This window comes from Luteibacter sp. CQ10 (assembly GCF_040900725.1).
In the GTDB taxonomy this organism is placed as follows: Bacteria; Pseudomonadota; Gammaproteobacteria; order Xanthomonadales; family Rhodanobacteraceae; genus Luteibacter.
This window is the reverse complement of record NZ_JAEUYM010000005.1, coordinates 220,505-246,226: the sequence shown is the minus strand read 5'-3', so window position 1 is coordinate 246,226 and position 25,722 is coordinate 220,505. Positions and strand designations below refer to the sequence as shown.

11 protein-coding genes, 1 tRNA gene and 1 pseudogene are annotated in these 25,722 nt (G+C 65.7%); 7 read left to right on the top strand and 6 right to left on the bottom strand.

What is annotated here, in order from left to right:
• Positions 1 to 14: 14 nt before the first annotated feature.
• Positions 15 to 91: transfer RNA gene (locus JNG39_RS18570), tRNA-Arg, on the top strand.
• A gap of 251 nt (positions 92 to 342) precedes the next feature.
• Here JNG39_RS18570 and JNG39_RS18565 read toward each other — a convergent pair.
• The 6 genes and pseudogenes from JNG39_RS18565 to JNG39_RS18540 form a co-directional block, all read right to left on the bottom strand.
• Positions 343 to 626 (bottom strand): annotated as a pseudogene (locus JNG39_RS18565) (transposase); the annotation flags it as partial.
• A 138-nt stretch (positions 627 to 764) separates the two neighbouring features.
• Positions 765 to 2,423 carry a M4 family metallopeptidase gene (locus JNG39_RS18560; RefSeq protein ID WP_368313465.1) on the bottom strand — a complete coding sequence of 553 codons (1,659 nt, stop codon included), beginning with the start codon at positions 2,421 to 2,423 and terminating at the stop codon, positions 765 to 767.
• Between the two features lie 1,565 nt (positions 2,424 to 3,988).
• Positions 3,989 to 4,129: a hypothetical protein gene (locus JNG39_RS18555; RefSeq protein ID WP_368313464.1), complete on the bottom strand. Its 141-nt coding sequence runs from the start codon at positions 4,127 to 4,129 to the stop codon at positions 3,989 to 3,991.
• Between the two features lie 37 nt (positions 4,130 to 4,166).
• Entirely contained in the window at positions 4,167 to 10,982 is a 6,816-nt protein-coding gene (locus JNG39_RS18550; RefSeq protein ID WP_368313463.1) for an RHS repeat domain-containing protein, read from the bottom strand.
• A 215-nt stretch (positions 10,983 to 11,197) separates the two neighbouring features.
• Positions 11,198 to 13,117 carry a CocE/NonD family hydrolase gene (locus JNG39_RS18545; RefSeq protein ID WP_368313462.1) on the bottom strand — a complete coding sequence of 640 codons (1,920 nt, stop codon included), beginning with the start codon at positions 13,115 to 13,117 and terminating at the stop codon, positions 11,198 to 11,200.
• 122 nt (positions 13,118 to 13,239) lie between these two features.
• Positions 13,240 to 14,157: a LysR family transcriptional regulator gene (locus JNG39_RS18540; protein WP_368313461.1), complete on the bottom strand. Its 918-nt coding sequence runs from the start codon at positions 14,155 to 14,157 to the stop codon at positions 13,240 to 13,242.
• A gap of 103 nt (positions 14,158 to 14,260) precedes the next feature.
• On the opposite strand from JNG39_RS18540, the gene JNG39_RS18535 reads away from it, so the two are divergent.
• The 6 genes from JNG39_RS18535 to JNG39_RS18510 all read left to right on the top strand — a co-directional run bounded on the left by JNG39_RS18535 (position 14,261) and on the right by JNG39_RS18510 (position 25,639).
• Complete coding sequence (locus JNG39_RS18535; RefSeq protein ID WP_368313460.1) at positions 14,261 to 15,436, top strand: MFS transporter; 1,176 nt, start codon at positions 14,261 to 14,263, stop codon at positions 15,434 to 15,436.
• A gap of 313 nt (positions 15,437 to 15,749) precedes the next feature.
• Complete coding sequence (locus JNG39_RS18530) at positions 15,750 to 16,892, top strand: hypothetical protein (protein ID WP_368313459.1); 1,143 nt, start codon at positions 15,750 to 15,752, stop codon at positions 16,890 to 16,892.
• Positions 16,889 to 18,094 carry an efflux RND transporter periplasmic adaptor subunit gene (locus tag JNG39_RS18525; RefSeq protein WP_368313458.1) on the top strand — a complete coding sequence of 402 codons (1,206 nt, stop codon included), beginning with the start codon at positions 16,889 to 16,891 and terminating at the stop codon, positions 18,092 to 18,094. Before JNG39_RS18530 ends, JNG39_RS18525 begins: the two co-directional genes overlap by 4 nt.
• A complete protein-coding gene (locus JNG39_RS18520) occupies positions 18,040 to 21,198 on the top strand; it encodes an efflux RND transporter permease subunit (RefSeq protein WP_368313457.1) in 3,159 nt (1,052 codons plus the stop codon). Before JNG39_RS18525 ends, JNG39_RS18520 begins: the two co-directional genes overlap by 55 nt.
• A complete protein-coding gene (locus tag JNG39_RS18515) occupies positions 21,195 to 24,311 on the top strand; it encodes an efflux RND transporter permease subunit (RefSeq protein WP_368313456.1) in 3,117 nt (1,038 codons plus the stop codon). Before JNG39_RS18520 ends, JNG39_RS18515 begins: the two co-directional genes overlap by 4 nt.
• Positions 24,308 to 25,639, top strand: a complete 1,332-nt coding sequence (locus JNG39_RS18510; RefSeq protein WP_368313455.1) for an efflux transporter outer membrane subunit — start codon at positions 24,308 to 24,310, stop codon at positions 25,637 to 25,639. The genes JNG39_RS18515 and JNG39_RS18510 overlap by 4 nt, the downstream gene beginning before the upstream one ends.
• Positions 25,640 to 25,722: the final 83 nt, after the last annotated feature.

Sequence of the window (25,722 nt, the reverse complement as noted above, 5' to 3'; positions counted from 1 at the left end):
GTCCGCTTCAGCACGCGCCCGTAGCTCAGCCGGATAGAGTAGTGGCTTCCGAAGCCATTGGTCGGGGGTTCGAATCCCTCCGGGCGCGCCATTTTCCGTCGTGGCCTCGACATGGTATGCATTTGCCGATAGTTTGGCGCCGTCGCCAAACTTTGAACGAAATTGGCAAAAGTTTGGCGCGAGCGACTCGTTCGCCGTCCAAGCTAAAGGTGCATTAACACAGATATTGGCGCAGGCGATGATCTTTGAGGTGACCGCCTTCCAGATCTCGAGCGGCCTTCCGGCGCCTGGGCCGCTTGCTGCGCAGATTGAGCCCGGCCAGCTTGTAAAGCCGATGAGCGCCCGGCGTTGCACCGGCTTCAGAGCTTTTTTTGGATCACGTCCTCAAGCATGGCCTTGTCCAGGCTCAGGTCGGCGACCAGCTGCTTGAGCTTGCGGTTCTGTTCTTCGAGCTAACGCAGGCGCCGAAGCTCGGTCACGCCCAGTCCGCCATATTTCTTCTTCCAGTTGTAGAACGTCGACTCGGAAATACCCCTCTTGCGGCACGTCTCGTCGTCGGCGGTCCCGCCTTCGACCTGGCGCAACGCGAACGCGATCTGCTCGTCGATGAATTTCGATTTCTTCACGGCAAAACGACCTCTTGGATGGGCTTAGTTTCGCCGAATCTCTCTACTTTTGGATGGCTCGAAACGTTGGGGGGGCAAGCATGAAAAAGCCTCCATCCTGTCCGGCCGAGGCTCTCCCGCCTCGGCCGGCATCCGAAGTCAATTCACGAGAACCGCGCTCCAAGCAGTGGCAACAGCCTTAGCCTCAGGAGAATTGGTGCCATAAAGATCACCGGCCGCTTTGAGCGTTGCCGCGCGCGCTTCCGGATAGGTCACCGTCGATGTGAAGTAGACGGTAAGTGCGCGGAACCAAATTGCGCCCGCCTTGTCCCTTCCGATTCCTGCAAATTGGGTGTTGCCATTGCAGACCAGGTCTTTGGGAGCGTAGTTGAACCCCGCTGGAACGACGGGGCCTTCGGCGAGCAAATAGAAGAAGCGATTGCCGACACCCCCGGTGAAGTGTGGATCGTAGGGGCCGCCTTTATATGTTTTATCCGCCGTGAAACCACCCGGAATGTAGCAACTGAAGGACCTCCCGTCGGCATCCTGTTTGAACATGAGCCGCAAAGCTTTAGTTCGCGAAGGGTTATCGGCGTAAATATCTTCGCCAATAAGATAATTGCCAGGCTTGCCTTTTACATTCGCACTGAATTCGACAAGTGTACCGAAGATGTCCGAGTTTGCTTCATTGATGCCGCCAGTGTCCTTGACGGTGTAGTAAGCCAGGCCAGCCGTCGCGGCCGACACACCATGACTCATCTCGTGACCCGCCACGTCGAGCGCAACCAACGGCCTAAACCCGTCTGCGGGATTTCCATCTCCGTAATACATGGTCTTCGTGGCTCCATACCAGAACGCATTCGAGTAGTCCTGGCCGACATGGGCATACGATCTGACACCCTTTCCGTCGTTGAAGATCCCCGTTCGTCCGTGGGTGTTTTTATAGTAATCCCAAGTCGCTGCTATTCCAAAAGCAATGTCTGCTGCCACGGTCGCTCTATCGCTCGTTTGATAGTTGCCCCAAGTGTTGTCAGAATCCACAAATAGAGTAGCTGCAGAAACGTCCTGCGGGTTAGCCCGGTTGTGCGCATCATAGATCGATCCGCCACCTCGCGATGGATCGACGAGCTGAAATCCACCTGCGACGGAATCTGTGGGTATGGCAACTGCGCCGAGCGTGAGACTCTTGCCCGTCCCTACCGCGGCGATGCTCATTACTTGGTCGTCCAAGCCCAATACTTTGCCAGTTGACGCATCGATGAAATACACGATGTCACCTACAGGTACCCCATCGTTACGTTTACCGAGAACGCGAACCTGCCATGCAAGCTTAGGAGCGACACCCCTGGCGTATAAAACGAGCGTCGTCTCCGGTTCATCGGTAATCACGCCGGGAAAGGCGGCAGCAGCAAACACCTTAGCTTCGTCCTGGCTCAGCTTCGGTGTAAGCGCCGGGCGCTTTGTGGTGCTAAGCCCCAAGTCAGCGCTTAAAAGCTGCCCCGCGCGCGCATGTGATACGACATCACCGCCGATGACTGGTAGTCCAGCGTAGAAGCGATTTAGCCGAACGTGCTCGGTACCATCTTCGTCTATAATTACATCTCGAGCGGTGAATGTATCTCCGACCCCTGGATCTGCTGCGTTTATCGCAGTCCGCAAGCCGGAGTTCGGTCTAGCGAGCTGGAAGGCGCCGGGATTTTGCGTGGCCAAGTCGATTGCACGTTGCACTGCAGCTTTGCGCGCGGCGGGAACGTCGTTGGCAAATGATGGGTTTCCGAGTGTCGCGGCAATGATTGCCGCGAGGACTGCATTTCGCATGACCATAGTGACTCCCCATGTGATTACACATATCGGTCCGGTGTGGACCATGGACAAGCATCGCTGAGGATGCTTAACGAGCACACGTTGGCATTCGTCCACGTGTGTGATCGTACGTATACGTCCTTGATAGGCGACCTCACTCGCCTGATTGTTCTGACAACGATTCGACCGAAAGCTTTAGGCGGCGCGATGGAGAAAGGAAATTCGCTGGTAAGGTCCGTGTACCGTGTTTCGTCCAGTCGTGACGCATCGCGGGCCGAATTCGACGATTTACGCGGTCTGCCACCGACGCGTGTGACCCGCAGCGTTCGCTTTTCAGGCCACCGAGCCATAGCTGCCAACAGAAGCGACATCGAGGCCTTTGGACCGACCGCGCGTTCCTCCTTTGACCGCCTTCCGCGTGACCGATTGATCACGACAACAACGCTATGCCATCGGTTTCGACGCGACAATGCATTAGGCGCAAACTTTTCGCCGCGCTTACGAATCCTTTCCGCGCAATGACGTAGGTGAATTTCATGCATCGCCTTCAACGAAGCCAAAGTGCGCACTGCGTCACACGATGCATGTGCGAAACCAAAGAAGGCCATCAGCTCGATGATCTAGTGGTGCGTCAACGTGTGCGCCGGCTGGGAAGTGTCCAACGCACTATTTGATCGGCCTGGGTCAGATACGGCGGGACCATGGGGACTGTCAGGTTCGTGATCTCCGAACCGTCCGAATAGGAAAGACGTACGATCTTCGTTTGTAACGCGAGCTGTGCAACCTCCATCGTGTCGTTTCCCGAAACGACTGGACGGTTGGGTGCATCCTCGATGTCGGTGAAGCCTTGGGAGCGAAGGTAATCTAAGACTCCTGGGGCATCGGCCGCGCTCGGAACCACCACACGCGCGCCTTCTGGCGTCCCGAGCAGACCCGTTGCTGAACCCGGGACATTTTCTTTAGCAAGCGCGGGTGGGCCCGGTGGCCCCGGGTCTGATGTCGCCAGCGGAACTGCGTCGAGACTAGATTTTCTTACACGTATAGAAGTGGAATGCTGCCTCTTGCTGGGCGCGCAAAAAGCGATTCTGGATGGTCTCCCCGAACACTGCGTACGTCGATTGTCAACGTTCGCTCCCTCTTTCCAACGGTGCGACTTTAAGCGCAGGCCTGGGAATTGGCGACAACGCAGTCTCAGGGTGTAGCCATAATGCCGCTATGCCGCCTAGATTGAATGGAGTCCTACGAGCGACGCTTCGCTCGCGGCCGCGATCCCTGTTGCGCGTAATGAATTGGACTCGCGGAGCCGTTGGCTTGGCGAACTACCGTAGCGCGCCAGGGATCAGGGCTTATCCGAGATGAGAGTGCTTCTCGGACATCCCCCCTGGTACCCGCGGGGACGATCCTGTTGGGGTGTAACCTTAGGATATCGGGGCATGGCTTCGACGTTCGGTCGCGGTTCGGGCGTCTCCCTACTTGCCTGGCAAGGTGCATCGCGTTGCTCTTCATCGATGTCTGCCGCCAAACAAGCCCACAATGCCAGCGCCAAACTATGGGCGAACGCATCCATGGAGGCACGTCCATCACGACGTAGCCTCCCACATCCGTGCGACCGACAGATAGACGGGCAGGATGTCGCCTCCCTGCGCATCCGTCACCTCTTCGCTCGCCATCGCGCCCATGAAGGGGTCCGCTTCCTCGAGTGATGGATCTGTGGGGCGCATAGACATTCCCGGTGAATCGGAGCGTCCTGGCGCAACGTCACGACATAGCACCTTGCATCTCCGGCACATTCAGATAGGTTGGTACGGTAAAGCCCGATGGTGCGTCTATGACATCGCCCGGCGTGGCCGCTTCCACGATGTTTCCCGCCGTTTCCTCCAATCTGTCCAGCGTCGAGCTGAAGAACAGTGGCAGGCAGGTCATGTTGTAAGTGAAGTCCAGCGTGTCAGCATTTTCCCCTAGCAGAGACCCGAGTTTTCTTCCTCCCATGGGTGAAGTAGATTCGACCGCCAGCTTCCCTCGTGAGGCATATGTCTCCACTGGCAGGGAGGTAGCGGAACGACGCGAGCTGCCGAACTTGAGATCGCCGAGGGCTTCCACCCAAGGCTTGGTGACGGGCTTCGGCGAAGCGGTATTTAGGGGCGCCCACGCGGCACGGTTCGGCATGGGCAGGAATTTCGTCCCGCCCTCCAGCATGTTGCGCAGTCCGCCGCGCGAGCCGACGCCCAGAGGGGGCCGGAGCCGCTCGGATACGCGCGAGGCCAGCTTGCCTATCCGGGAGGCGCTCCAGGAGAGCAGTCGGCCGGTGAAGCTGACGATGGTCGGCGCCGCCATTGCCATGTCCATGGCGAAGCCGGCCCAGCTCAGGGCATTTGCGATCTTCGGGTGGCTGTACCGGATCGCTTCTGCCGCCAACTGGATGCCGGTCGAGACCACGGTGGCCGCCAGGATGACGCCGGCGAAGACCAGCGAGGCGCCGCCGGTGGGGATGGCCAGCAGGACGGCGGCCACGCTGGCGAGGATGGCCACGCCGCCCCAGATGATCGACGACATGGCGCGAACGTACCAGGGCCGGTCGTCGACTTCCGGCGGATCGTCCGGCGGATCGAGGCTGTCGATCAGGCGATCGAGTTCGGAGAGTTGCTGCTGCTGCGCCCATCGGCTGAGCAGGACGTGCCCGCTCGGGTCGTGCAGGTTGATCGGGTCGCCGTCGCAATACGCCCGGTCGTTGATGCCGCCTTCGCCGAACGGGCTGAGCGTATCCATCTGGTGGAACATGCGCGCGGCGGGGTCGTAATAGCGGTAGCCGTTGCCCAGGTGGTAGCCGCCGAGCACGGGGTCCCGCCATTGGCCGTTGTAGCCCACGGACGACGGCGTGGAGCCGCAGTGGTCGCCGAAGGGTCCGAAGGTGACCATGTCGCCGCCGGCGATACCGCGCGTACCGCTGAACGGATCAACGAAGGCGAAGTCCACCGTCGTCCTGCCGTCCTTCACGGTGCTTTGCATGACGCCGTCGAAGCGGACGGTCTGGATCGGAGAGAGACCCTTGTCGAGCCAGGTCTCCGCGATGAGGCGGTTGTCGTCGTAGACCAGTTGCCGGGTGTATCCGCTGTCGCCGTCGTACGCGGCCGACAGGCGCATCAGGCCGTCGTAGTCGTACCGGGCCAGCACCGTGCCCTTGCCGTCGGTGACGCGCACGACCTGGCCGAGGAGGTTGTACTCGAAGCAGCGCCCGCGCTCGTCGCTCAGCAGGTTACCCCGGGCGTCGTAGCGCAGCTCGGTCTTCTTGCCGTCGACGGTGACGAACCGGCGCAGGCACGGCGAGGCCTTGTCGTACTCGTAGCCGAGCGAGCGCTGGGTCCCGTCGACGTAGACGGTGGTGCACGACAGCAGGTTGCCGAGCGAGTCGTGGGCGAAGGCTTGCGACCGGAACGCCTTGCCAGTCTCGTCGGTGGGGGCGAGGGCGGGATCGGCGGCATCGCACGCGTACGTGAGCAGTCGTTCGGTCTGGGGATCGTATCGGTAGGTTTCCGTGGTCTGCACAGACCCTGCGCGGCTCATCGTCTTCGATGCCAGCTGGCCGTTGTCCTGGTAGGTGAACCCGAAACGCACCTGCTCGTCGCCGTCGACGACATAAGCGCGTTCGATTTCGCGCCCTGCCGGATCATGGGTCACCGTCATCGTCAGGTGCCGCGTGCCGTCGAACACCTCCTGCCGCTCGAGCAGGCCGGTGTCGCCGTAGATATAGCGTCGATCGGCGTCCTCATCGATCTTGCGGACCACGCGCTCGTACGCGTCGCGGAACAGGCGGGTCCGTGTGCCGGCGAGCGAGGTCACCGCCAGGGGCTGGCCCTGCAGCGACATACGTATCTCGCCCTCGCGCGAACCGAGCGGCGTGGTCTGCGTCAGTGAAAGCGACCAACTCCTGGGGCGGCCTTCGACCACTTGTTCGTGCCGGCCCAGGGTCATGCCGTCGATCACCTGGTTGGCGGTGCCGGACGTCAGTCGCACCGTCCGTCCGTCGTCCTCGACGGATCGGCGGACGAGAAGGTTGCCTGTCGCGCTATCCTGGCGCGTCTCCCGGATCGGGCCAGTCACCCGCTGCACGACCTGTCGGCCGTCCGGGTAGCGCACGGTATCCGCGGCAGGGTACTCGCAGGCGTACGCGCCGACCTTGCGTCGACTCAGGCGACCGCTTTCCTGCGCCTGCTCGCCTAGGGCGATCCGCTCCTTGGCCGACTTCACCCAGTCGATTCGCTGCACCTGACGAGTAAGTCCGAGGTAGCTCCGTTCCAGGCGTGTGCCGTCGGGCATGACATGGGCGACGGGACGATCGAGATCGTCGTACTCGATGGTGATGGCGCGCTTTTCCTTGCCGTTTTCGATACGCGTGAGCCGGCTTCGATCGTCGTAATGACGGATAGACGTGTTCAGGGTCGTGGCGTCCGGAGCGTAGACCGTTCTGCGATGAACGACACCACAGGACGCGGTGACGGTTTCCTGCTCGGCAATGGTCGAGACCACGCGGTCGCCTAGCAGGACGGAGACCGTCTCCGTATCGACGTCCTCGCCAAAGGCATCGGGGTTGCGCGTTCTGGTTTGCGAAAAGGCCGGGGCTGCGAGGCTACCGTGGCGGGCGCGGCAAAGGCCGCCGGGCAGATGGTCATAACGACTTTCGCAGACCAGGGCGTCGTGGTCGTAATACGCTCGGTAGACGAGCCGACCGTCGACCGTGCGCCGTATGGCGTGCCCCAGCCCGTCGTATTCGGTCTCGCAGGCCATGCCGCCCACGTTGGCCAACTGTCGATTGGCCGTGGGCCAGGATTCGCCTTCGACCATCTGGCGACCCTCGCCGTGCCAACGCCACCGGAGTACCTTGTCGCCGTCGCGTCGGCTGAGCAGATGGCGGGTGAAACGACAGAACGTCTCCGCTTCAGGCTGTTCCACCGTTCGGCCGTCGGTTTCCATGCTGACGCTCTTGATCCGTCGCGTGGCGTCTTCGCGCCACGTCCCGGTATAGCGCGTCTGGCTGCGCATGCCATTCCACAAGATCGTCGTCTGGCTGCTCTCCGACCACGTGCTCTGACCCGCTTCGGTGACCGGATCGGTCAGGATCGTCTGCACGATCTGGATGACCGGCGATTGCCGACCGGCCGCGAGCCTGAGTACCTTGCCGTCCCGGATGACGCCGCGCAGCTCGACGTGCCGCCGGGATTCCAAGCGTCCGGCCGCGTTGAGCGTGTAGCCGTAGAACTTCAGCGCATGGGGTTGCAGCGTGCCGTCATCCAGGTGGCGGTATTCGTAAGCGCAAGACAAGAGCGATGCATTCTGGACGGCGGGATAGGCAGGGCAGGTCAATTCCGCCAATGAATCCCTGCCGACGCTGTCTTCGGCGATCCCGTCGCTCGCGTTGCCCCCCTCGCGGGGGTAGTACCACCATTGGGTGAGGGTGCCGTCGGCGGCCGTGCTTTGCGTCAATCGGCCGGCGTTGTCGTAAGTGAAGGACTGGACGACGGTTTCCTTTGCCTTCTCGTACTCGTACGCGTCCTCGTCCCCGTCTTCGTCCCCGTCCTCATACGTCGTGGTGATGCTCTTGACCTGGGAATAGGCCAGTCGCTTCGGTGAGGCGTCCTCCTCGTAGGACCATTCGGTCGTTTGTTTGGCCTCACCGGACGTTTGCACTTCCTTGACCCGCCGATGGTGCTTGTCGAATTCAAGGTACGTCGAACCCGCGTCGCCACGGTCGATGGTCGTGCTGAAGTGGCCCGATCGGGTCAGGTAATGGTTGGGACTGTATGCGTACCTCGCGAGCCGCGCCAGGCTTCCACGGTCGCGTACGGAATGGATACGAACCGCCGGCAAGGATGGCGTGGCATCCGGGTATGCCATGACGTTGGATTGGTAGATGACCTGCTCAATGGATCCGTCGGGGTCCGTGACGCTCACGAGGACATGGTCCAGCGTTTCGACATGATGGTATTCAAAGCGTGTGACGCGGTACGAAGCCGTGTCGTTGTCGATCACCTCGCCATCGCGCCGCGAGGCCTGGACCAGGAGGAGTCGCTCCAGGGTCAAGCCGACGGACATCTCGCTCCCGGTGCCGGGGAAGCAGGACATGGTCACCGTCGACCGGGCCAGCAGATCGGCGATGACCGGATAATCCGCAGTGAACAGGCAGGTGGCGCCGGATTCGATCCGCTTCAACAGACATTGGCCGCTGCGCTGCTGCCAGGTCAGGTCGAAGCGGCCACCTTGTGGCATGACGATGGTCGACGAGAGAAAGTAACCGAACGGACGGTCGAGGTAGTCGCGCAGGCGCTCCAGCTCCTTGATGAGCGGGCTGTTGGCTTTTTCCCTTTCGCGCCGCTGCTCGACATAGGTTTCGATGCCTTTGGATACCACGGCCTTGATGGGTCCCGCGAAAGGCACGAGGACATCGAACCAGTTGCTTTGGTACTGAGCCATCAACGCATCGACTTCTTTCTTCTCCGGTTCGGACAGTTTCGACTTGGCCGTCTGGATTCGGGCTTTCCACTGGTCGACGAAGGCCTGGTTGCTTTCCGTGCGGTCACCGGATGGGCGGACCAGCGTATCGATCCGTCCCGAGGGATGAGTGACGATCAGGCGTCCAATGCCTGAGAGATCATCGCCGTCGGTATCGGCGCTCACCCAGCACGGCGCGCGCCGCACGGTCTTCCCCTCGAGAAGCTCGTCCCACTCGTCGTCGGTGAAGCGGATCACCTCTCCCGAGTCGAGGGTCAGGCGGCGATCGCGATATTCGAATCCGGAAAAGCGAAAGGCCCAGCCGTCGCCGAGGCCCGCTTCGTTGCCTCGGCGCGCGGAATAGTGGAGCGTCAGGTCGAGCTGGCCGTCGCGTCCATTGAGCGCGTGAAGCGTAGCGACCGGATAGTGGGCATGAAACAGGCCGGTCTGCGGATTGACGCCCGTTTCGGTCTCGCCTTCGGTATCGAACAGCTCGCTGCCGGCGGTGTTGCCGTAGTCCTCGCACAGCAAGCTGGTCGGCTCGTAAGCGGTTTGCGTCGAGCGTAATGCTCTAAGGGGAATGGATAACGACGATATCGAGGCCCACGGCGCGGTCCTGCTACAGAAGCCGGCCTCCCCCAACAGGGTGGACGCCGTCTCTGGCGCATAACTTCCCGCGATATGCATGTACACGCGGTACCAGCCCGGCTCCCACGAGCCGCCTGACGTGGGTTGCAGACGGAGGCACGGACCCTGCCCCTCCCACGACATGCTCCGATCGGCGTAATAGAAGCGGCAATCGTTCCATGGCTGGACCAGGCCAGGTTGAACCTGTCGCGGATTGCCGTCCCTGCTCCAAGGCCCGGGAAGGTGGGCTTCCTCCCGTAGATGCTGCGCCCTCAGAGACATCACATCGACGGAGCCGTCGAGCCTGAGAAGAAACATCAGGTCGTTGGCGTTCAAGTGAAGTGCCGTCTTTCGATCAATCTGAAATTCCCAACAAATCTCGTCCAGCGCTGGATCAAGAGGAATTTTTGGCATCTCGAACGATAAGGGTCGAGAGCGGTATGGAAAGACGAACTCTCCCTTGTATTCACGGGGCGCCAACGAGGCAAGGAAGCTATTTTCCTCCGAGATGACGTTCCATTGCATGGGCCTCACGTCGGCTTTGGTCGCTGAGGTCAGGAAAGGTTGTCGAGCGAGCCATACCCGGTAGGCGTTCCAGAACGCCTGTGCTTTTCGCAAGGTCAATTGCGTTTCACTCGTCGACGCCTCCCCCTCGATGCCGGCGCGTCGGTCCAAGTGGGATTGTAGGAAGTCACTCGCCCAGAACGGATCGATGGTCTCGAGTGAATCCGGCAGGGTTGGTCCGCTCGTGGCTCGGACCGATGGTGCCGCTTCGACCACCTGCGTTTCGTCGGCGAACGTGGACAGCGTGACGGCCAGGTCGGAGTGCTGGGGAATGAAGATGCCGGGCATGTCTTCGGATTCGGCTTTCCACCCCTGGCCTGCCCGGATCCAGCGGCTCGCCCGATTGATCTCTTCGCACAAGCCCGGGATCCAGCCGCCGGCATCGGGTGCGGTGAAACGGATGCGTTCGTAGAGACGTTGCGTCCGGATGTCCCGCACCTCGATCCACAACGACGTGCCTGCCGGGACTTCGACCGGCTCCAGGCAAAGCGCGCGAACCCAGTTGTCGGGCGACGGCAAGGTGGAAAACGACCGGCAATCATGGCCGTAGTGCCAGAGGCGATTGCCGGTGTCTTCGAGTACCAGGCCTTTTTTGCCGGCGACGCCGGCCTTGAGCTGGACACCGTTCGTCTGCACGAAGGCGGCCAGCGCCTTTTGCCACCCCGCCTTGCCCCAGGTCGCGTCGTCGCCGGGAGCGTAGGCCAGCCGTTCGACGATCTCGCCATCGTCGCGGATGAGGTAGGCATCCATGGCGGACGCGGACCGTGCGAAAGCGTCGTCGATGCCGGCATCGAGCGGACTGTCGCTAACCCATGGACACAGTGGGCTCAACAGGTATTTGCGCTCGAGATCGCCGGTGGCGGGCGAGACGCGGGGCAGGGACCAGAGCGACGGCGCCATGATGCGTTTCCTCTTCCATGAGTGAGAGGCGCATGGCGCGCCTCGTAGACATCCTGTCCTGAAACGTTGGTGCATGGTCAACCTACGCCGATCGATACCGATCATCAAAGGCGATCTCTATGCCGATTCGGCGGAAGTGGCCTGGTTGGCGGATCGCCAGGGAACGGGCGCACCGCGGTTTGGGGGGGGCGTCGCAGGGGGTGGATCACCCGCGATCAACGGCCCAGCGGAAGTTCGACGTACGTTGCGTCGCCACCCGTGATGATTTTCTGGGTGGCGGTCACGTAATCCCCCGGTTGCGCAAGCAGGATGTTCGGCACGAAGGTCTGCGGGTTGCGGTCGTACAACGGAAACCAGCTCGACTGGATCTGCACCATGATGCGGTGGCCCGGGAGGAACACGTGGTTGGCGTTGGGCAGGCTGAAGTCGTACGGCAATGATGCACCCGCCTGGATGGGCTTCGCCGTGGTGAAGCCTTCGCGATAGCGGCCGCGGAAGATGTCCATGGACACGCCTAGCTGGTACCCGCCCATCTCCGGCTGCTTCGCGACCTGATCCGGATAGACGTCGATCACCTTGACCACCCAGTCGGCGTCGGTGCCCGTCGTGCTGGCGACCAGGTGCACGTGTGGCGCGCCGCTGATGCGCACGGGCGCGGTCAGCACGGCCGACGTGAAGGTCGCCACGTCCGGCCGCGCGGAGGCCTCGCGCTGGTCGTTCGTCAGCCAGTGCTGCCAGCCCGTGCCGGACATGGGGCCGACCGGCCGCGGCCGGTAGGGAATCGGATGCGTGGGATCGGATACGTACTCGACGCTACCGGACGTGCCGGTGCCAGTGCCGTGGCCGCCGTGGGCGAGCGCGAGCGAACGATCGGCTTCCGGTACGAGGTTCAGCGTATCGCCCGTCGACATCGGCCACGACGGCGCGGTCTCCCAGCGGTTTTCGCCGGTGACGAAGGCGTTGACCGGCGCGGGCAGGTCGGGCGCATCCTTCAGGTAATGCGCCAGGAACGGGCGCAGGATGTTCTGGCGGAAATACAGGCCCGTATTCGAGCCGAAACGCACGGCGCCCAGGCTGCTGCCGTCGCCGATCTCCTGGCCGTGGAACCAGGGGCCCGCGACGAGGAAGAGGCGGTGGGCGTCGTCATGCGGCGCCATCGCCTTGTACACGGCGAACGCGCCGTAGATGTCTTCCTGGTCCCACAGGCTGGCGACGATCATCGTCGGCACGCTCACCGGTTCCCGGCCGAGGATCTTGTCCACCGCCTGCTGCGACCAGAAGGCGTCATAGGCCGGATGCGCCACCACCTTGTTCCAGAAGCCCAGCTGCTCCATGCCGTAGCGTTTCGCGACGGCACCCGCCGAAGTGCCTTCGAGGAAGAACTGGTAATCGTCGGCATAGTTCGCCGGCCACTTGTAGTGGTTCTTCCGTGACGCGGTCTGTTCGTAGATGTATTCCAGGTTCTGCTGGCGGAACGCACCATGATGGAACCAGTCGTCGCCCATCCAGCCGTCCACCATCGGATTCATCGGCGCGGAGGCCTTGAGCGCCGGATGCGGGTGCACGATGGCCATGAGCGGTTCGAAGCCGTCGTACGAGATGCCGATGATGGCGACGCGGCCGTTGCTCTCCGGCACGTGGTGTACCAGCCAGTCGATGGTGTCGTAGGCATCCGTGGAGTCGTCCACGGGCGTCGGATTCAACGGTCCGTGCAACGGCCGGTTCATGACGTAATCGCCTTCGGAACCGTACTTGCCGCGAACGTCCTGCACCACGCGGATGTAGCCGTCCTGCACGAGCACGTCGCTGGGCTCGTCGTCGTGGCTCACGGCTACGGCGAGGTGACCGCTCGCGATGGCGCTCGTCATCTCGCTCGCGTCGTACGGCGTGCGGGTGAACAGGATGCCCGCCTTGTTCGCGCCTTTCGGCACGAGGATCACGGTATGCAGCTTCACGCCGTCGCGCATGGGAATCATGACATCGCGCGTTTCGTAGTCGAAGGCATCGTTGGTCGGCTTGAACGTCGTCGGTGTTTCGCTCGGCAGCGCCTTGTAGGTGCCCTTGTCCGTCAGTGCATGCGATACCGCGGGCATGGCCATCATCAACGAAAGCACCAACGGGCGGATAAGCGTCACGGCGAACCTCACGAAGCGGTCGGGATAGAGTCGCCATCACATCCCATTACGGAATGGCCGTCTACATGCATCGCCATGGCGACGACCGATTCGCAATTTCTTGCCGTCGTCCGGCCGGGGATTCACGGAGCGATCGTGCCCTCGAGCGCGTTGCCCAGGTAATCCACCACGGCCGAGACCTTCGGCAACCATTGCCGCGCCCGTGGCCACACCACGTGCATGGGCAGGCCTTCCGTGTCGTGCTGGGGGAGGATGGCGATGAGCCGTCCGTCGGCGAGGTGGTCGCCGATCAGCCACGTAGGCAGTTGCGTGATGCCGAAGCCGCTCGCCGCGGCGTCGACCTGCGCCTCCGCGCTGGCCAGCACGAGGCGCGCTTCGGGCGCGTGGCGTTCGAGCGGGCCGTCGCCGTGGCGGATGAGCCAGGGGCTCGCGGTGCCGTCGGGCTTGGCGTAGACGATCGCGGCGTGCGGCGCGAGCGCATCGAGCGAGTGGGGCGTGCCGTGTGCGCCGAGGTACGACGGCGATGCGCAGAACACCTTCCGCTCGTGGCCGAGATAGGTGTGCGCAAGCGCGGCCGGCCACAGGTCGGGGCCGCCGATGCGGATGCCCACGTCGATGCCTTCGTCGACGATGTCCACGAAGCGGTCGGTGAAACTGATGACGGCCTGCAGGCCCGGGTGGCGATGCAGGAGGGGAAGCATCCGTGGCATCACCTGGAGACGGCCGAAGGTGACGGGCAGGTCGATGCGCAGGCGGCCGGTGGGCTCGTCGCTTTCATGGGCCAGCACGTGCTCGGCCTCTTCCAGGTCAGACAGCACGCGCGTGCAGACGCGAAGGAAGGCCGTTCCCGCATCGGTGAGTTCGAGGCGACGCGTGGTGCGCTCGAACAGGCGCGTGCCCAGGCGCGCTTCCAGCCGGGCGATGGCCTTGCCGACGGCCGAGCCGGTGAGGTGCAGCCGCTCGGCGGCCGCGGCGAAACTGCCGGCTTCCGCCGTGGCGACGAAGGCGCCGATACCCTTGAGGCGTTCGGGAGACTGCATGGCGGCGATTCGGGAATTAGGTTCCGCAAAGGCTAGAGCAATTTCCCGAAATGGGACATTCATGATCGCCTAGCATGGGGTATCCCCCTTGCCGGTTCACCCCATGTCCGCCGTTTCCACGACCGACCGCGCGGCCGCCAGCGGCCTGCCGGTGGCGATCCTCGCCGTCGCCGCCTTCCTCATCGTCACCACCGAGTACCTGATCGTCGGCCTGTTGCCCGCGCTGGCCCGCGACCTGGGCATCTCCATTTCCGCCGCGGGCCAGTTCGTGACCCTGTTCGCCGTGACGGTGGCCCTGTCGGGTCCGCCGCTCACCGCCGCGCTCTCGCACCTGGATCGCAAGCGGCTGTTCGTGGGCATCCTCTTCATCTTCGCCGCCTCGAACGCGCTGGCCGCCGTGGCCTCCAACGTGTGGGTGCTGGCCGTGGCGCGTTTCGTGCCCGCCCTGGCGCTACCGGTGTTCTGGGGCACGGCGAGCGAGACCGCGGCCGAACTGGCCGGGCCCGCGAAAGCCGGACAGGCGGTGTCGCGTGTGTACCTCGGCATTTCGGCGGCGCTGCTGTTCGGTATCCCCCTGGGAACGTTGGTGGCGAACGCGGTGGGCTGGCGCATCGCGTTCTGGGCCCTGGCGGCCGCGTCGGGCGCCATGGCGTTGGCCCTCGCCGCGGTGATGCCGCCGGTGGCGCGGGCGCCAAGGATGCATCTGCGCGAGCAGGCGCGGATCTTTCGCGAACCCTATTTCCTCGCCAATGTCGCGCTGTCCGTCGTCGTATTCACGGCGATGTTCACCGCGTACACCTATCTGGCCGACATCCTCGAACGCCTGGCGGGCGTGCCGTCGACCCGGGTCGGCTGGTGGTTGATGGGGTTCGGCGCCGTGGGGCTGGTGGGCAACGCGCTGGGCGGGCGCATGGTGGATCGTTCGCCGTTGCGTGCGACGGGTGTGTTCGTCGCGTTGCTCGTGCTGGGCATGGCGGTGTCGTTGCCGCTGGCGCGCACGGGATGGCCGTTCCTTGTTTCGTTGGCGGTCTGGAGCATCGCCTACACGGCCCTGTTCCCGGTGTGCCAGGTGCGCGTGATGCATTCGGTGAAGCACGCGAAGGCGCTGGCGGGAACGACCAACGTCTCGGCGGCGAACGCGGGGATCGCGGTCGGCGCGGTGTTGGGCGGCGTGACGATCCCGGCGCTGGGGTTGGCGCATATCGGATACGTGGCGGCGGCGGCCGGCGTGGTCGCGCTGGCGCTGGTGCCGATCGTGGCCCGGTACCGCTCGCCCTGACGGCCACGCGCGTTTCGACAGGCCGACGAGACCGCCCTTATCGCATCCGGTCCGGCGGGTCGATCCCCCGACGGGGGACGCCCGTCGCGCCGCCACGGGGGATCATTCCCCCCGTATCGCCGTGCCTTGAGTGCGGCGCGATCGCCCGCATTGCCATTTCCTATACCCACCCGTATACCAAATCGGTGGCGGGCAAATTACACTTATCTTTCATCCAAGCCGCTGGCTGACCCGACGACGGGCGTGAATCCCCTCGTCCGGGGCGTCCCGTCGGCCCTGAGGGGGGCGGCTTTCATCGATTACGGACACGATCTTGAACACTTCCGCCCCGTTGCGTATCGCCCCGCTTGAGAACAAGTCGGACCTGGATCGTTTCGTCAAGGTCCCGGCCGCCATCCTGGGCTCGGATCCCCAGTGGATCTCGCCCCTGCTGCTCGAGCGCAAGCTGCACCTGGGCGCCAAGACCAATCCCTGGTTCGAGCATGCGCGCTGGAAAGGCTGGGTCGCCTACCGCGGCGACACGCCGGTAGGGCGCATCAGCGCGCAGATCGACTACCTGCACCTGGAGCGTTACGAAGACGCCACCGGCTTCTTCGGCATGCTCGACGCCGAGGACAACCCCGAGACCTTCGCCGCCCTCATCGGTGCCGCCGAAGAGTGGCTGCGCAGCGAAGGCGTCACCCGCGTGCGCGGACCGCTCAGCCTGTCGATCAACGACGAGGTGGGCCTGCTGGTGGACGGCTTCGACACGCCGCCGGTCTTCATGATGGGCCACGCCAAGCCGTATTACGGCGCGCACATCGAGCGCTGCGGCTACACCAAGGCCAAGGACATGCTGGCGTACATGATCGCGCCGGACTTCCCGGAGCCGAAGGTGATGGGCCGCCTGCTGCGCAGTTCCAAGCAGCCGGTCACCGTGCGTCCCCTCGACACCAAGCGCTTCGACGAAGAGATGGCCACGCTGCGCGACATCTTCAACGACGCCTGGGCCGACAACTGGGGCTTCGTGCCCTTCACCGAAGCCGAATTCAAGGATCTGGGCCACAGCCTGCGCGTGCTCATCTCGCCGGAGCTGATCCAGATCGCCGAGGTGGGCGGCAAGCCGGTGGCCTTCATCGCCGCGCTGCCCAACGTCAACGAGGTGATCCGCGGCTTCAAGGGCAAGCTGGCGCCGTTCAACTGGGTGAAGCTGCTGTGGAACCTCAAGGTGCGCTTCCCCAAGACCTCGCGCGTGCCGCTGATGGGCGTGCGCCGCAGCTTCCATAACACGCCCCTGGGCCCCGGCCTCGCCTTCCTGGTGATCGACGCCGTGCGCCATCATCTCGTGGCGCGCGGCGTGCAGCAGGTGGAACTGTCGTGGATCCTGGAGGATAACGACGGCATGCGGAACATCATCGAGACGATCGGTGGCCGCGACTACAAACGTTACCGCGTCTACGAGAAGCATCTGTCATGACGAAACGATCGTCCCGCATGGGGTGGGTGGTGCTGATCGCGGTGGCGATCGTGGCGCTGGCATGGTGGATCGGCCACCGCTCCGGCGGCGGCAAGCCGACGGAAGGGCAGGCCGTCCCGGTGGTGACGGCGGCCGTCCGGCAGGGCGGTTTCGTGGTCTACCGCTCGCAGCCCGGCACCGTGACGCCCGCGAACAGCGTGGTGGTGCGTAGCCGCGTGGACGGCGAACTCACCCGCGTGGCCTTCACCGGCGGACAGAAGGTCAAGCAGGGCGACCTGCTCGCCGAGGTGGATCCGCGCTCGTTCCAGGCCCAGCTCCAGCTCGCCACGGGCGACCTGGCGCGCAGCCAGGCACAACTCGCCAACGCGCAGGAAACGCTCACGCATTACCAGGCCCTGCTGGCGCAGGACTCGATCTCGCGCCAGCGGGTGGCCGACCAGCAGGCGCTGGTGCGCCAGTACGCCGCCGAGGTGAAGTCCGAACAGGGCCGCATCGGCACCGCCAACTTGCAGCTGTCGAGCACGCGCATCACGGCGCCGATCAGCGGCACCGTGGGCCTGCGTCGCGTCGATCCGGGCAACCTCGTCGGCCCCGGCGACGCGGGTGGCATCGTGACGGTGACGCAGTCGCAGCCGAGCAAGGTCGTGTTCTCGGTGCCCGTGCAGGACGTGCCCCACGTGCTCGATCGCCTGCGCAACGACACCTGCATTCCCGTGGACGCCTACGGTGACGACCCGGACCACCCGATCGGCAGCGGTCGCCTGCTCGCCGCCAACAACCAGGTGGACCCGTCCACCGGTACGGTGCGGATGGAAGCGCAGTTCGCCAACGAGGGCGGCGAATTGCTGCCTAACCAGTTCGTGACGGCGCGCCTGCCCGTGCAGGTGATCGCCGACGCCATCCTCGTTCCGTCCGCTGCCATTCAGCAGGGCGCGCAGGGTGCTTTCGTCTACGTGGTGAAGAAAGACGGCACCGTCGCCGTGGCGCCCGTGCAGACCGGCGCGTCGGATGCCGCCACCACCGTGATCCGTTCCGGTGTGGCGCCGGGCGACAGCGTGGTGATCCAGGGTGCCGATCGCCTGCGCAGCGGTGTCGCCGTGAAGGCCACCCCGGGTAACGACGCGCCGCCGATGGCCGCCGTCGCCACGTGCGGCCGCCCCGCGGCGGCCGCTTCCTCGCCGACCCCGCCTGCCCATCCGTGAACCCGTCGCGTCCCTTCATCCTGAGGCCGGTGGCGACGTCGCTGCTGGCCGTCGCGGTGCTCCTGGTGGGTCTGTTCGGCTACCGATTCCTCTCGGTGTCGGCACTGCCGGAAGTGGATTTTCCCACCATCGAAGTGACCACCGCCTACCCTGGCGCGGGGCCGCAGGTGATCGCCTCGTCGATCACCGCACCGCTGGAACGCCAACTCGGGCAGATGCCGGGTTTGGGCCGGATGTCGTCGACCAGCACGGCCGGCCACTCCACGATCACCCTGCGCTTCAACCTCGACCTGCCGCTGGACGTGGCCGAGCAGGAAGTGCAGGCCGCGCTCAACGCGGTCACGCCCTTGCTGCCGCCCGACGTGTCGCAGCCGCCGGTCTATCGCAAGGTGAACCCGGCCGACGCGCCGGTGATGACGTTGGCGCTGACCTCGCCCACGCTGTCGTTGCGCACCGTGCGCGAACTCGCCGATACGCGCCTGGTGCCCAAGCTGTCGCAGGTGAGCGGCGTGGGCGCGGTGAGCATCGACGGCGGCCAGCAGCCGGCCATCGTCGTGCAGGCCGATCCATCGCGCCTGCGCTCGCACGGGCTCACGCTGGGTGACCTGCGCACCGCGATCCGCGACGCCAACTCGAACCAGGCCAAGGGCATCCTCGAAGGCCCCGACCGCTCGTCCAACATCGCGCTCAATCGCCCGGTGGACACCGTGGACGGTTTCCGCGACCTCATCGTCGGCCATCGCGACGGCGCGGTGGTGCGCCTGGGCGATGTCGCACGCGTCGCCGAAGGCGCGGAAAACGCACGGCTGGCCGCATGGTCCGGCGAGGCGCAGGCCATCGTCGTGCGCATCCGCCGCCAGCCGGGCGCCAACGTGGTGGAGGTGGTCGACCGCATCCGCCAGCTGTTGCCGCAGCTCAAGGGCACGCTGCCCGCGGCGGTCGACGTCGCCACCCTGAGCGACCGCACCGAGACCGTGCGCGCCGCCGTGCGCGACGTGCAGGTCGAGCTGGTGTTCGCCGTCGTGCTCGTCGTGCTCGTGATCTTCCTGTTCCTCGGCAACGGTACCGCGACCGTGATTCCCGGCGTGGTGGTGGTGCTGTCGCTGGTCGGCACCTTCGCCGTGATGTACCTGGCGGGTTTCTCGATCAACAACCTGACCCTGATGGCACTCATCGTCGCCACCGGCTTCATGGTGGACGACGCCATCGTGATGATCGAGAACATCTCCCGTTACGTCGAGGCGGGTGAGGCGCCGCTCGAGGCGGCGCTGAAGGGCGCGCGCCAGATCGCCTTCACCGTGGTGTCGCTCACGGTGTCGCTGGTGGCCGTGCTGATCCCGCTGCTGTTCATGGGCGGTCTGGTCGGTCGCCTGTTCCGCGAATTCGCGGTGACGCTGGCGGTGGCGATCCTGATTTCCTGCGTGGTGTCGCTCACCCTCACGCCGATGATGTGCGCACGCATGCTGCGCCGCATACCCGAGGCGGAGCAGGGCCGTGTCGCCCGCGAAGGCAGGGCCTGGCTCGACGGTCTGCTCGCGCGCTACGAGCGCGGGCTGGCCTGGGTGCTGGCGCGCCAGGGCGCGACCCTCGCCACCGTCGGCGCCATGGCGGTGCTGGCCGTGGTGCTTTACGTGGCGATCCCGCGCGGCCTGTTTCCCGTGCAGGATTCGGGCGATATCCAGGGCATTTCCGAAGCGTCGCCGACCGTATCGTTCGACGCGATGGGACGGCGCCAGCGGGAGTTGACCCAGGCGATCCTGCAAGACCCCGCCGTGGCCAGCGTCGCCTCCTTCGTCGGCGGCGAAGACGGCGCGATGCCGGGCAACACCGGTCAGCTGATGATCCACCTGAAGCCGCTCTCGCAGCGCGATCGCGTGGGCGCGGTGATGGCACGGCTCACGGAGGCCGCGGCCAAGGTCGATGGCATCACCCTGCACCTGCAACCGGTGCCCGACCTCACCATCGACGACCGGATCAGTCGCGGGCAGTACCAGCTCTCGCTCGAAAGCGCCGATGCCGCGCAGCTCGCGCAGTGGACACCGCGCGTGGTCGATGCGCTGCGTGGCGTGAAGCGCATCGACGGCGTCGCCGGCGACCAGCAGAACCTCGGCCTGCAAGCCTACGTCGGCGTCGACCAGGACCTCGCCAGCCGCTACGGCATCACCGCCGCGGCGGTGGGCGATGCGCTCTACGACGCCTTCGGGCAGCGGCAGGTGAGTACCTTGCTGTCGCTGGCCAACCCGCGCCGCGTCATCCTCGAAGCCATGCCGTCCACCGACGGCGCGAGCGGCGCGATGAACGGCATCTACCTCGCCGCGTCGCAGGGCACGGCCAAGGGCGGCGAACCGGGCGACGCCCTCGTGCCGCTCTCGTCCATCGCCACGGTGAGCGAGCGCACCGCGCCGCTGGTACTCACGCGCATCGACCAGCAGCCGGCCGCCACGGTGTCGTTCAACCTCGCGCGCGGCGATGCCCTCGACGGCGCGATCCAGGCCGTGGACGATGCGCGGCGCAAACTCGACATGCCCGCGAGCGTGCAGGCGCGTTGGGAAGGTGCCGCCGAAGCGTTCCAGGCGTCGCGCGAAGGCCAGCCGTGGCTGATCCTCGCCACCCTGATCACGGTGTACATCGTGCTGGGCGTGCTCTACGAGAGCTACGTGCATCCGTTGACCATCCTCTCGACCCTGCCGTCGGCCGGCATCGGTGCCTTGCTGGCGCTGATGATCGGCGGCTTCGAGCTCGACGTGATCTCGCTGATCGGCGTGATCCTGTTGATCGGCATCGTGCAGAAGAACGCGATCATGCTGATCGACTTCGCGATCGACGCGCAGCGTGAGCAGGGCCTCACGCCACGCGACGCCATCGTGCAGGCGAGCCTGCTGCGTTTCCGCCCCATCCTCATGACTACCCTGGCCGCGATGCTGGGCGCGCTGCCGCTGATGCTGAGCGGCGGCATGGGCGCCGAGCTGCGCCATCCGCTGGGCGTGGGCATCTTCTGGGGCCTGCTGGTGAGCCAGCTGCTCACGCTGTTCACCACCCCGGTGATCTACCTCGCCTTCGAGCGCGTGTTCCATGCCCGCGGCGCCGAGGTGCGCCGCGCATGAACGTGTCCCGGGCGTTCATCGACCGGCCGGTCGCGACGACGCTGTTGTGCCTCGGCCTCGTGATCGCCGGGGCCCTCGCATGGCGGCTGCTGCCCATCGCGTCCATGCCCGAGGTGAACGTGCCGACCATCAAGGTATCGGCGTCGCTGCCCGGCGCGAGCCCGGCGACGATGGTCGCCGCGGTGGCCACGCCCCTGGAGCGCGCGCTGGGACGCATCGCGGGACTGACCGAGATGACCTCGGTCAACGCCAACGGCCAGACCGACATCCGCCTCAGCTTCGACCTGTCGCGCAGCACGGTGGGCGCGGCGCGCGACGTGCAGGCGGCGATCAACGCCGCGCGCGGCGACCTGCCGCCGGACATGGCGGGCAGCCCGAGCTATCGCGAAGTCAGTTCCGCGGATGCCCCGGTCATGGTGCTGGCGCTTACCTCGCGACGCGCGACGCCGGGCCAGATGTACGCCGTGGCCTCGTCCACTTTCGCCCAGGTGCTGGCGCAGGTGGACGGCGTGGGTGACGTGGAGATCGTCGGCAGTGCCGAGCCCGCGTTCCGCGTCGAGCTCGATCCGCAGGCTATGGCCCAACGCGACGTCGGCATGGAAGACGTGCGGCATGCCATCGCATCGGCGGTGGCGAACCAGCCAACCGGCGTGGTGGAGCTTGGCGACCGCGCCTTGCAGGTCGCCACCAACGGCCAGCTGGATTCCGCGGACGCCCTGCGTTCCCTCGTAATCGCCCTGCGCGACGGCGCGGCGGTGCGCCTGGGCGACGTCGGTCGCGTCGTCGACGGCGTGCGCGATACGCGTGCCGCGGCGTTCGCCAACGGCGAACCCGCGGTGCTGGCGCTCGTGCGGCACAAGCCCGGCTCCAACACCATCGAAGTGATCGACGGCGTGACCCGCCGTCTGCCGGTGCTGCGCGCCTCGGTACCGGGCGACATGCGCGTGGGCGTCATCGTCGATCGCGCGGCCACCGTGCGCGCGTCGCTGGGTGCCGCCGAGCACACGCTCGCCCTCGCCGTGGTGCTGGTCGTGGTGGTGATGCTGGTGTTCCTGCGCGACTGGCGCGCGGCGCTGATCGCCAGCGCCGTCGCGCCGATCGCCATGCTCGGCGCGATGATCGTCATGTATGCGCTGGGTTACAGCCTCGACATTCTCTCGCTGATGGCGCTGACCATCGCCGTGGGGTTCGCCGTGGACGACGCGGTGGTGGTGGTCGAGAACATCGCGCGTCATCTCGAAGCGGGCATGCCGCCGCGCGAGGCGGCACGTGTCGGCGCGGGCGAGGTGGGTATCACCGTGCTGTCCATGAGCGCGGTGCTCATCGCCGTGTTCATTCCGTTGCTTCTGATGGGCGGCTACGTCGGCCTGTTCGTGCGCGAGTTCTCGGTGACGCTGGCGACGGTCATCGCCATTTCGCTGCTGGTGTCGCTGACGGTCGTGCCGATGCTGTGCGCGCAATGGCTGCGGCCGGCCGGGGCGCAACGCGAACACGGCCGCCTGTATCGCTGGAGCGAACGCGGCTTGTCGAGGTTGCAGGATGCCTACGACCGCAGTCTCGTCCTTGCCCTGCGCCGTGCGCCGTTGACCATGCTGTCGCTGCTGGGCGTGCTCGCCCTCAGCGTGTACCTGTACGTCGTGGTGCCCAAGGGCTTCTTTCCCCGCCAGGACAACGGCGAGCTGACGGGGGACTTCGATGCCGATGCCGGTACGTCGTTTCCCCGTGTGCGTGAGCAGCTGGCGGGCTTCCTCGACACGGTGCGCGCCGATCCGGCCGTGGCCAGCGCGGCGGGCTTCGCCGAGCAGGATTCGGGATCGCTGTTCGTGACGCTCAAGCCGTTCGGCGAGCGCGACGCGAGCGCCGACGAGGTGGCGGCGCGCCTCAACGCAAAACTGGCGAACCGCCCCGGCGGCATCTTCACGGTCACCTCGGTGCAGAACATCCGCGTCGGTGGCCGGCGCAGCCGTTCGTCGAACGAATACACCATCCAGGCCGATTCCTTCACGTTGCTGCGCCAGTGGGCGCCGCGCATCGCCCAGGCGATGACGACCTTGCCGGAGCTGCGCAACGTGCACGGCAGCGTGGGCGGTAACGGCACCGCGACCTCGCTGGACGTCGACCGCGACACCGCCGCGCAGTTCGGCGTGCCCTACGCGCGGATCGACGGCGTGCTGCGCGACGCCTTCGCCGACCGTCGCGTGGCGACGGTGTTCACGCCGTCGGACCAGATTCCGGTACTCATGGGCGTGGCCCCCGAGCACGCGCGTTCGCCGGATGCCTTCGCACAGCTCCGCGTACCGGCGGCCGGCGGCGCGAACGTGCCGCTGTCGGCGCTCGGGCAGGTGCGCCAGACCGACGCGCCGCTCAGCATCTCGCACTTCGGCCAGGCGGTGGCCGCCACCGTGTCGTTCGATCGCGCGCCGGGCGTGTCGTTGTCGCAGGCCGGCCAGGCGATCCAGCGCGCGGTCGAAGCGCTCGCCGTGCCGACCTCGGTACGCGGCAGTCTCCAGGGTTCCGCCGGCGCGGCGCGCCAGGTGGCCGACAGCGAACCGGCGCTGGTCCTCGGTGCCTTCCTCACCTTGTTCATCGTGCTCGGCGTGCTCTACGAAAGCTGCGTACACCCGATCACCATCCTCTCGACGCTGCCTTCCGCGGCGGTGGGCGCGGTGTTCGCGCTGCTGCTGTTCCGCACCGACCTCGACGTGATCGCCCTCGTCGGCATCTTCGCCCTGGTCGGCATCGTGATGAAGAACGCGATCATGATGGTGGACTTCGCGCTGGTGGCGAGCCGCGAGGGCCGCCTGACGCCGGCCGAGGCGATCCAGGAAGCGTGCCGACTGCGTTTCCGTCCCATCCTGATGACCTCGCTGGCGGTCATGGTGGCGGCGGTTCCCCTCGCGGTGTCGCGCGGCAACGGTTCGGAAATGCACCAGCCGCTGGGCATCGCCATGGGCGGAGGCCTGGTGGTGAGCCAGGTGTTGACCCTGTACACGACGCCCGTCGTATACCTTTATCTCGATCGATTCAGCAGGTGGGCCAGTTCATGGTTTCAGAGCTTCGGAACCCGGCGCGACGCCGCGTGGCCGGTAGGCCGCAAGGGGCCGTCGGCATGATGCGTCGCACCGTGTTGATCGCCGGTGCGGTGGTGGCCGTCTCCGCGTGTGCGCCGGTCGGCCCGAACTACGTGCGGCCGTCGGTCGCCACGCCCGCGGCCTACAAGGAGGCTGCGGCGCAGGGCGCCCGGCAGGCCACGCCGTTGCCCGCGGGCAAGTGGTGGGCCATCTATGCCGATCCCACGCTCGACGCGCTGGTATCGCAGGTGCTCGTGAACAACCAGTCTCTCGCCGCAGCCGCCGCACGCGTGCGCGAGGCCCAGGCGTTGACCAAGGCGGCCGGCGGCGCATCGGTACCGGCGGTCACCGCGGGTACGCTCAAGTCCGGTCGTCGCAACGAAAACGACTTCGGCGTGGGCGTGAGCTGGGAGCTCGACCTGTGGGGACGCATCCGCCGTGACGTGGAAGCGCACCGCGCGGCCACGCAGGCGAGCGAGGCGGACCTCGACGCGGCGACGCTCTCGATGCAGTCGCGCGTGGTGCAGAGCTACTTCGCCCTGCGCGAGGAAGACGCGACCATCGCCCTGCTCGAACACGCGGCCGACGTCGGCACGCGCTGGCACACGATGGTGCAGAACCAGTACGCGCAGGGGCAGGCGTCCAGCGCCAACGTGGCGGAGGCTCTCGTGCGCGCCAGCACCGCGCAACTGCAGCTGGCCGACGCGCGGGCGGCACGTGCGCAGCTCGAACACGCCATCGCCGTGATGCTGGGCAAGGCACCCGCGGATTTCTCGATCGCCCCCGCGCCGTTCGACGTGGCCGTCCCGTCGATTCCCGCCGGCGTACCGGCGAGCCTTCTGGAGCGCCGTCCCGACGTGGTCGCCAGCGAGCGCCGCATGGCGGCCGCCAGTGCGCGCATCGGCGTCGCCAAGGCGCAGACGTTGCCGTCGATCAACCTCGCCGCCGGCATCGGCGTGCTGCGTGGTCTGACAGGCACCGTCGACGCGCGAGCGCCCCTGTTCGCGGGCGGCCGGTTGGAGGCGCAGGTCGACAACGCCGACGCCGCCTATGCCGAAGCGGTCGCCAACTACCGGCAGACCGTGCTCGACGCGTTCCGCGAGGTGGAAGACGGATTGGTGACGACGAGCCAGCTGGCCGGCGCGGCCGATCTCCAGGCGCAGGCCGCCGCGGCGTCGCGTGAGTCCGACCGCGTGATGCAGAACCAGTACCGCGAAGGCGTGGCCGATTATCCGGCGGTGGTGGATGCGGCGAACACGGCGCTCAACGCCGGGCGCGGCGATCTGGAACTGCGCCGCCGGCGCCTGGATGCGAGCGTGGATCTGATCCTGGCACTGGGCGGCGGTTGGCAACCGCAAGCCCGTCCCTGACCGGCCTACCGAAGGGGTGGGAGCGGACCGTGTCCGCGAACCCTCGGCATGACTAATGCGAATGAGGCTTTGCGGTCATCGTG

Coding starts and splice junctions, on each gene's coding strand:
- JNG39_RS18560 (WP_368313465.1), bottom strand. CDS start 2,423: ATGCGAAATGCAGTCCTCGCGGCAATCATTGCCGCGACACTCGGAAAC.
- JNG39_RS18555 (WP_368313464.1), bottom strand. CDS start 4,129: ATGCGCCCCACAGATCCATCACTCGAGGAAGCGGACCCCTTCATGGGC.
- JNG39_RS18550 (WP_368313463.1), bottom strand. CDS start 10,982: ATGGCGCCGTCGCTCTGGTCCCTGCCCCGCGTCTCGCCCGCCACCGGC.
- JNG39_RS18540 (WP_368313461.1), bottom strand. CDS start 14,157: ATGCAGTCTCCCGAACGCCTCAAGGGTATCGGCGCCTTCGTCGCCACG.
- JNG39_RS18535 (WP_368313460.1), top strand. CDS start 14,261: ATGTCCGCCGTTTCCACGACCGACCGCGCGGCCGCCAGCGGCCTGCCG.
- JNG39_RS18525 (WP_368313458.1), top strand. CDS start 16,889: ATGACGAAACGATCGTCCCGCATGGGGTGGGTGGTGCTGATCGCGGTG.
- JNG39_RS18515 (WP_368313456.1), top strand. CDS start 21,195: ATGAACGTGTCCCGGGCGTTCATCGACCGGCCGGTCGCGACGACGCTG.
- JNG39_RS18510 (WP_368313455.1), top strand. CDS start 24,308: ATGATGCGTCGCACCGTGTTGATCGCCGGTGCGGTGGTGGCCGTCTCC.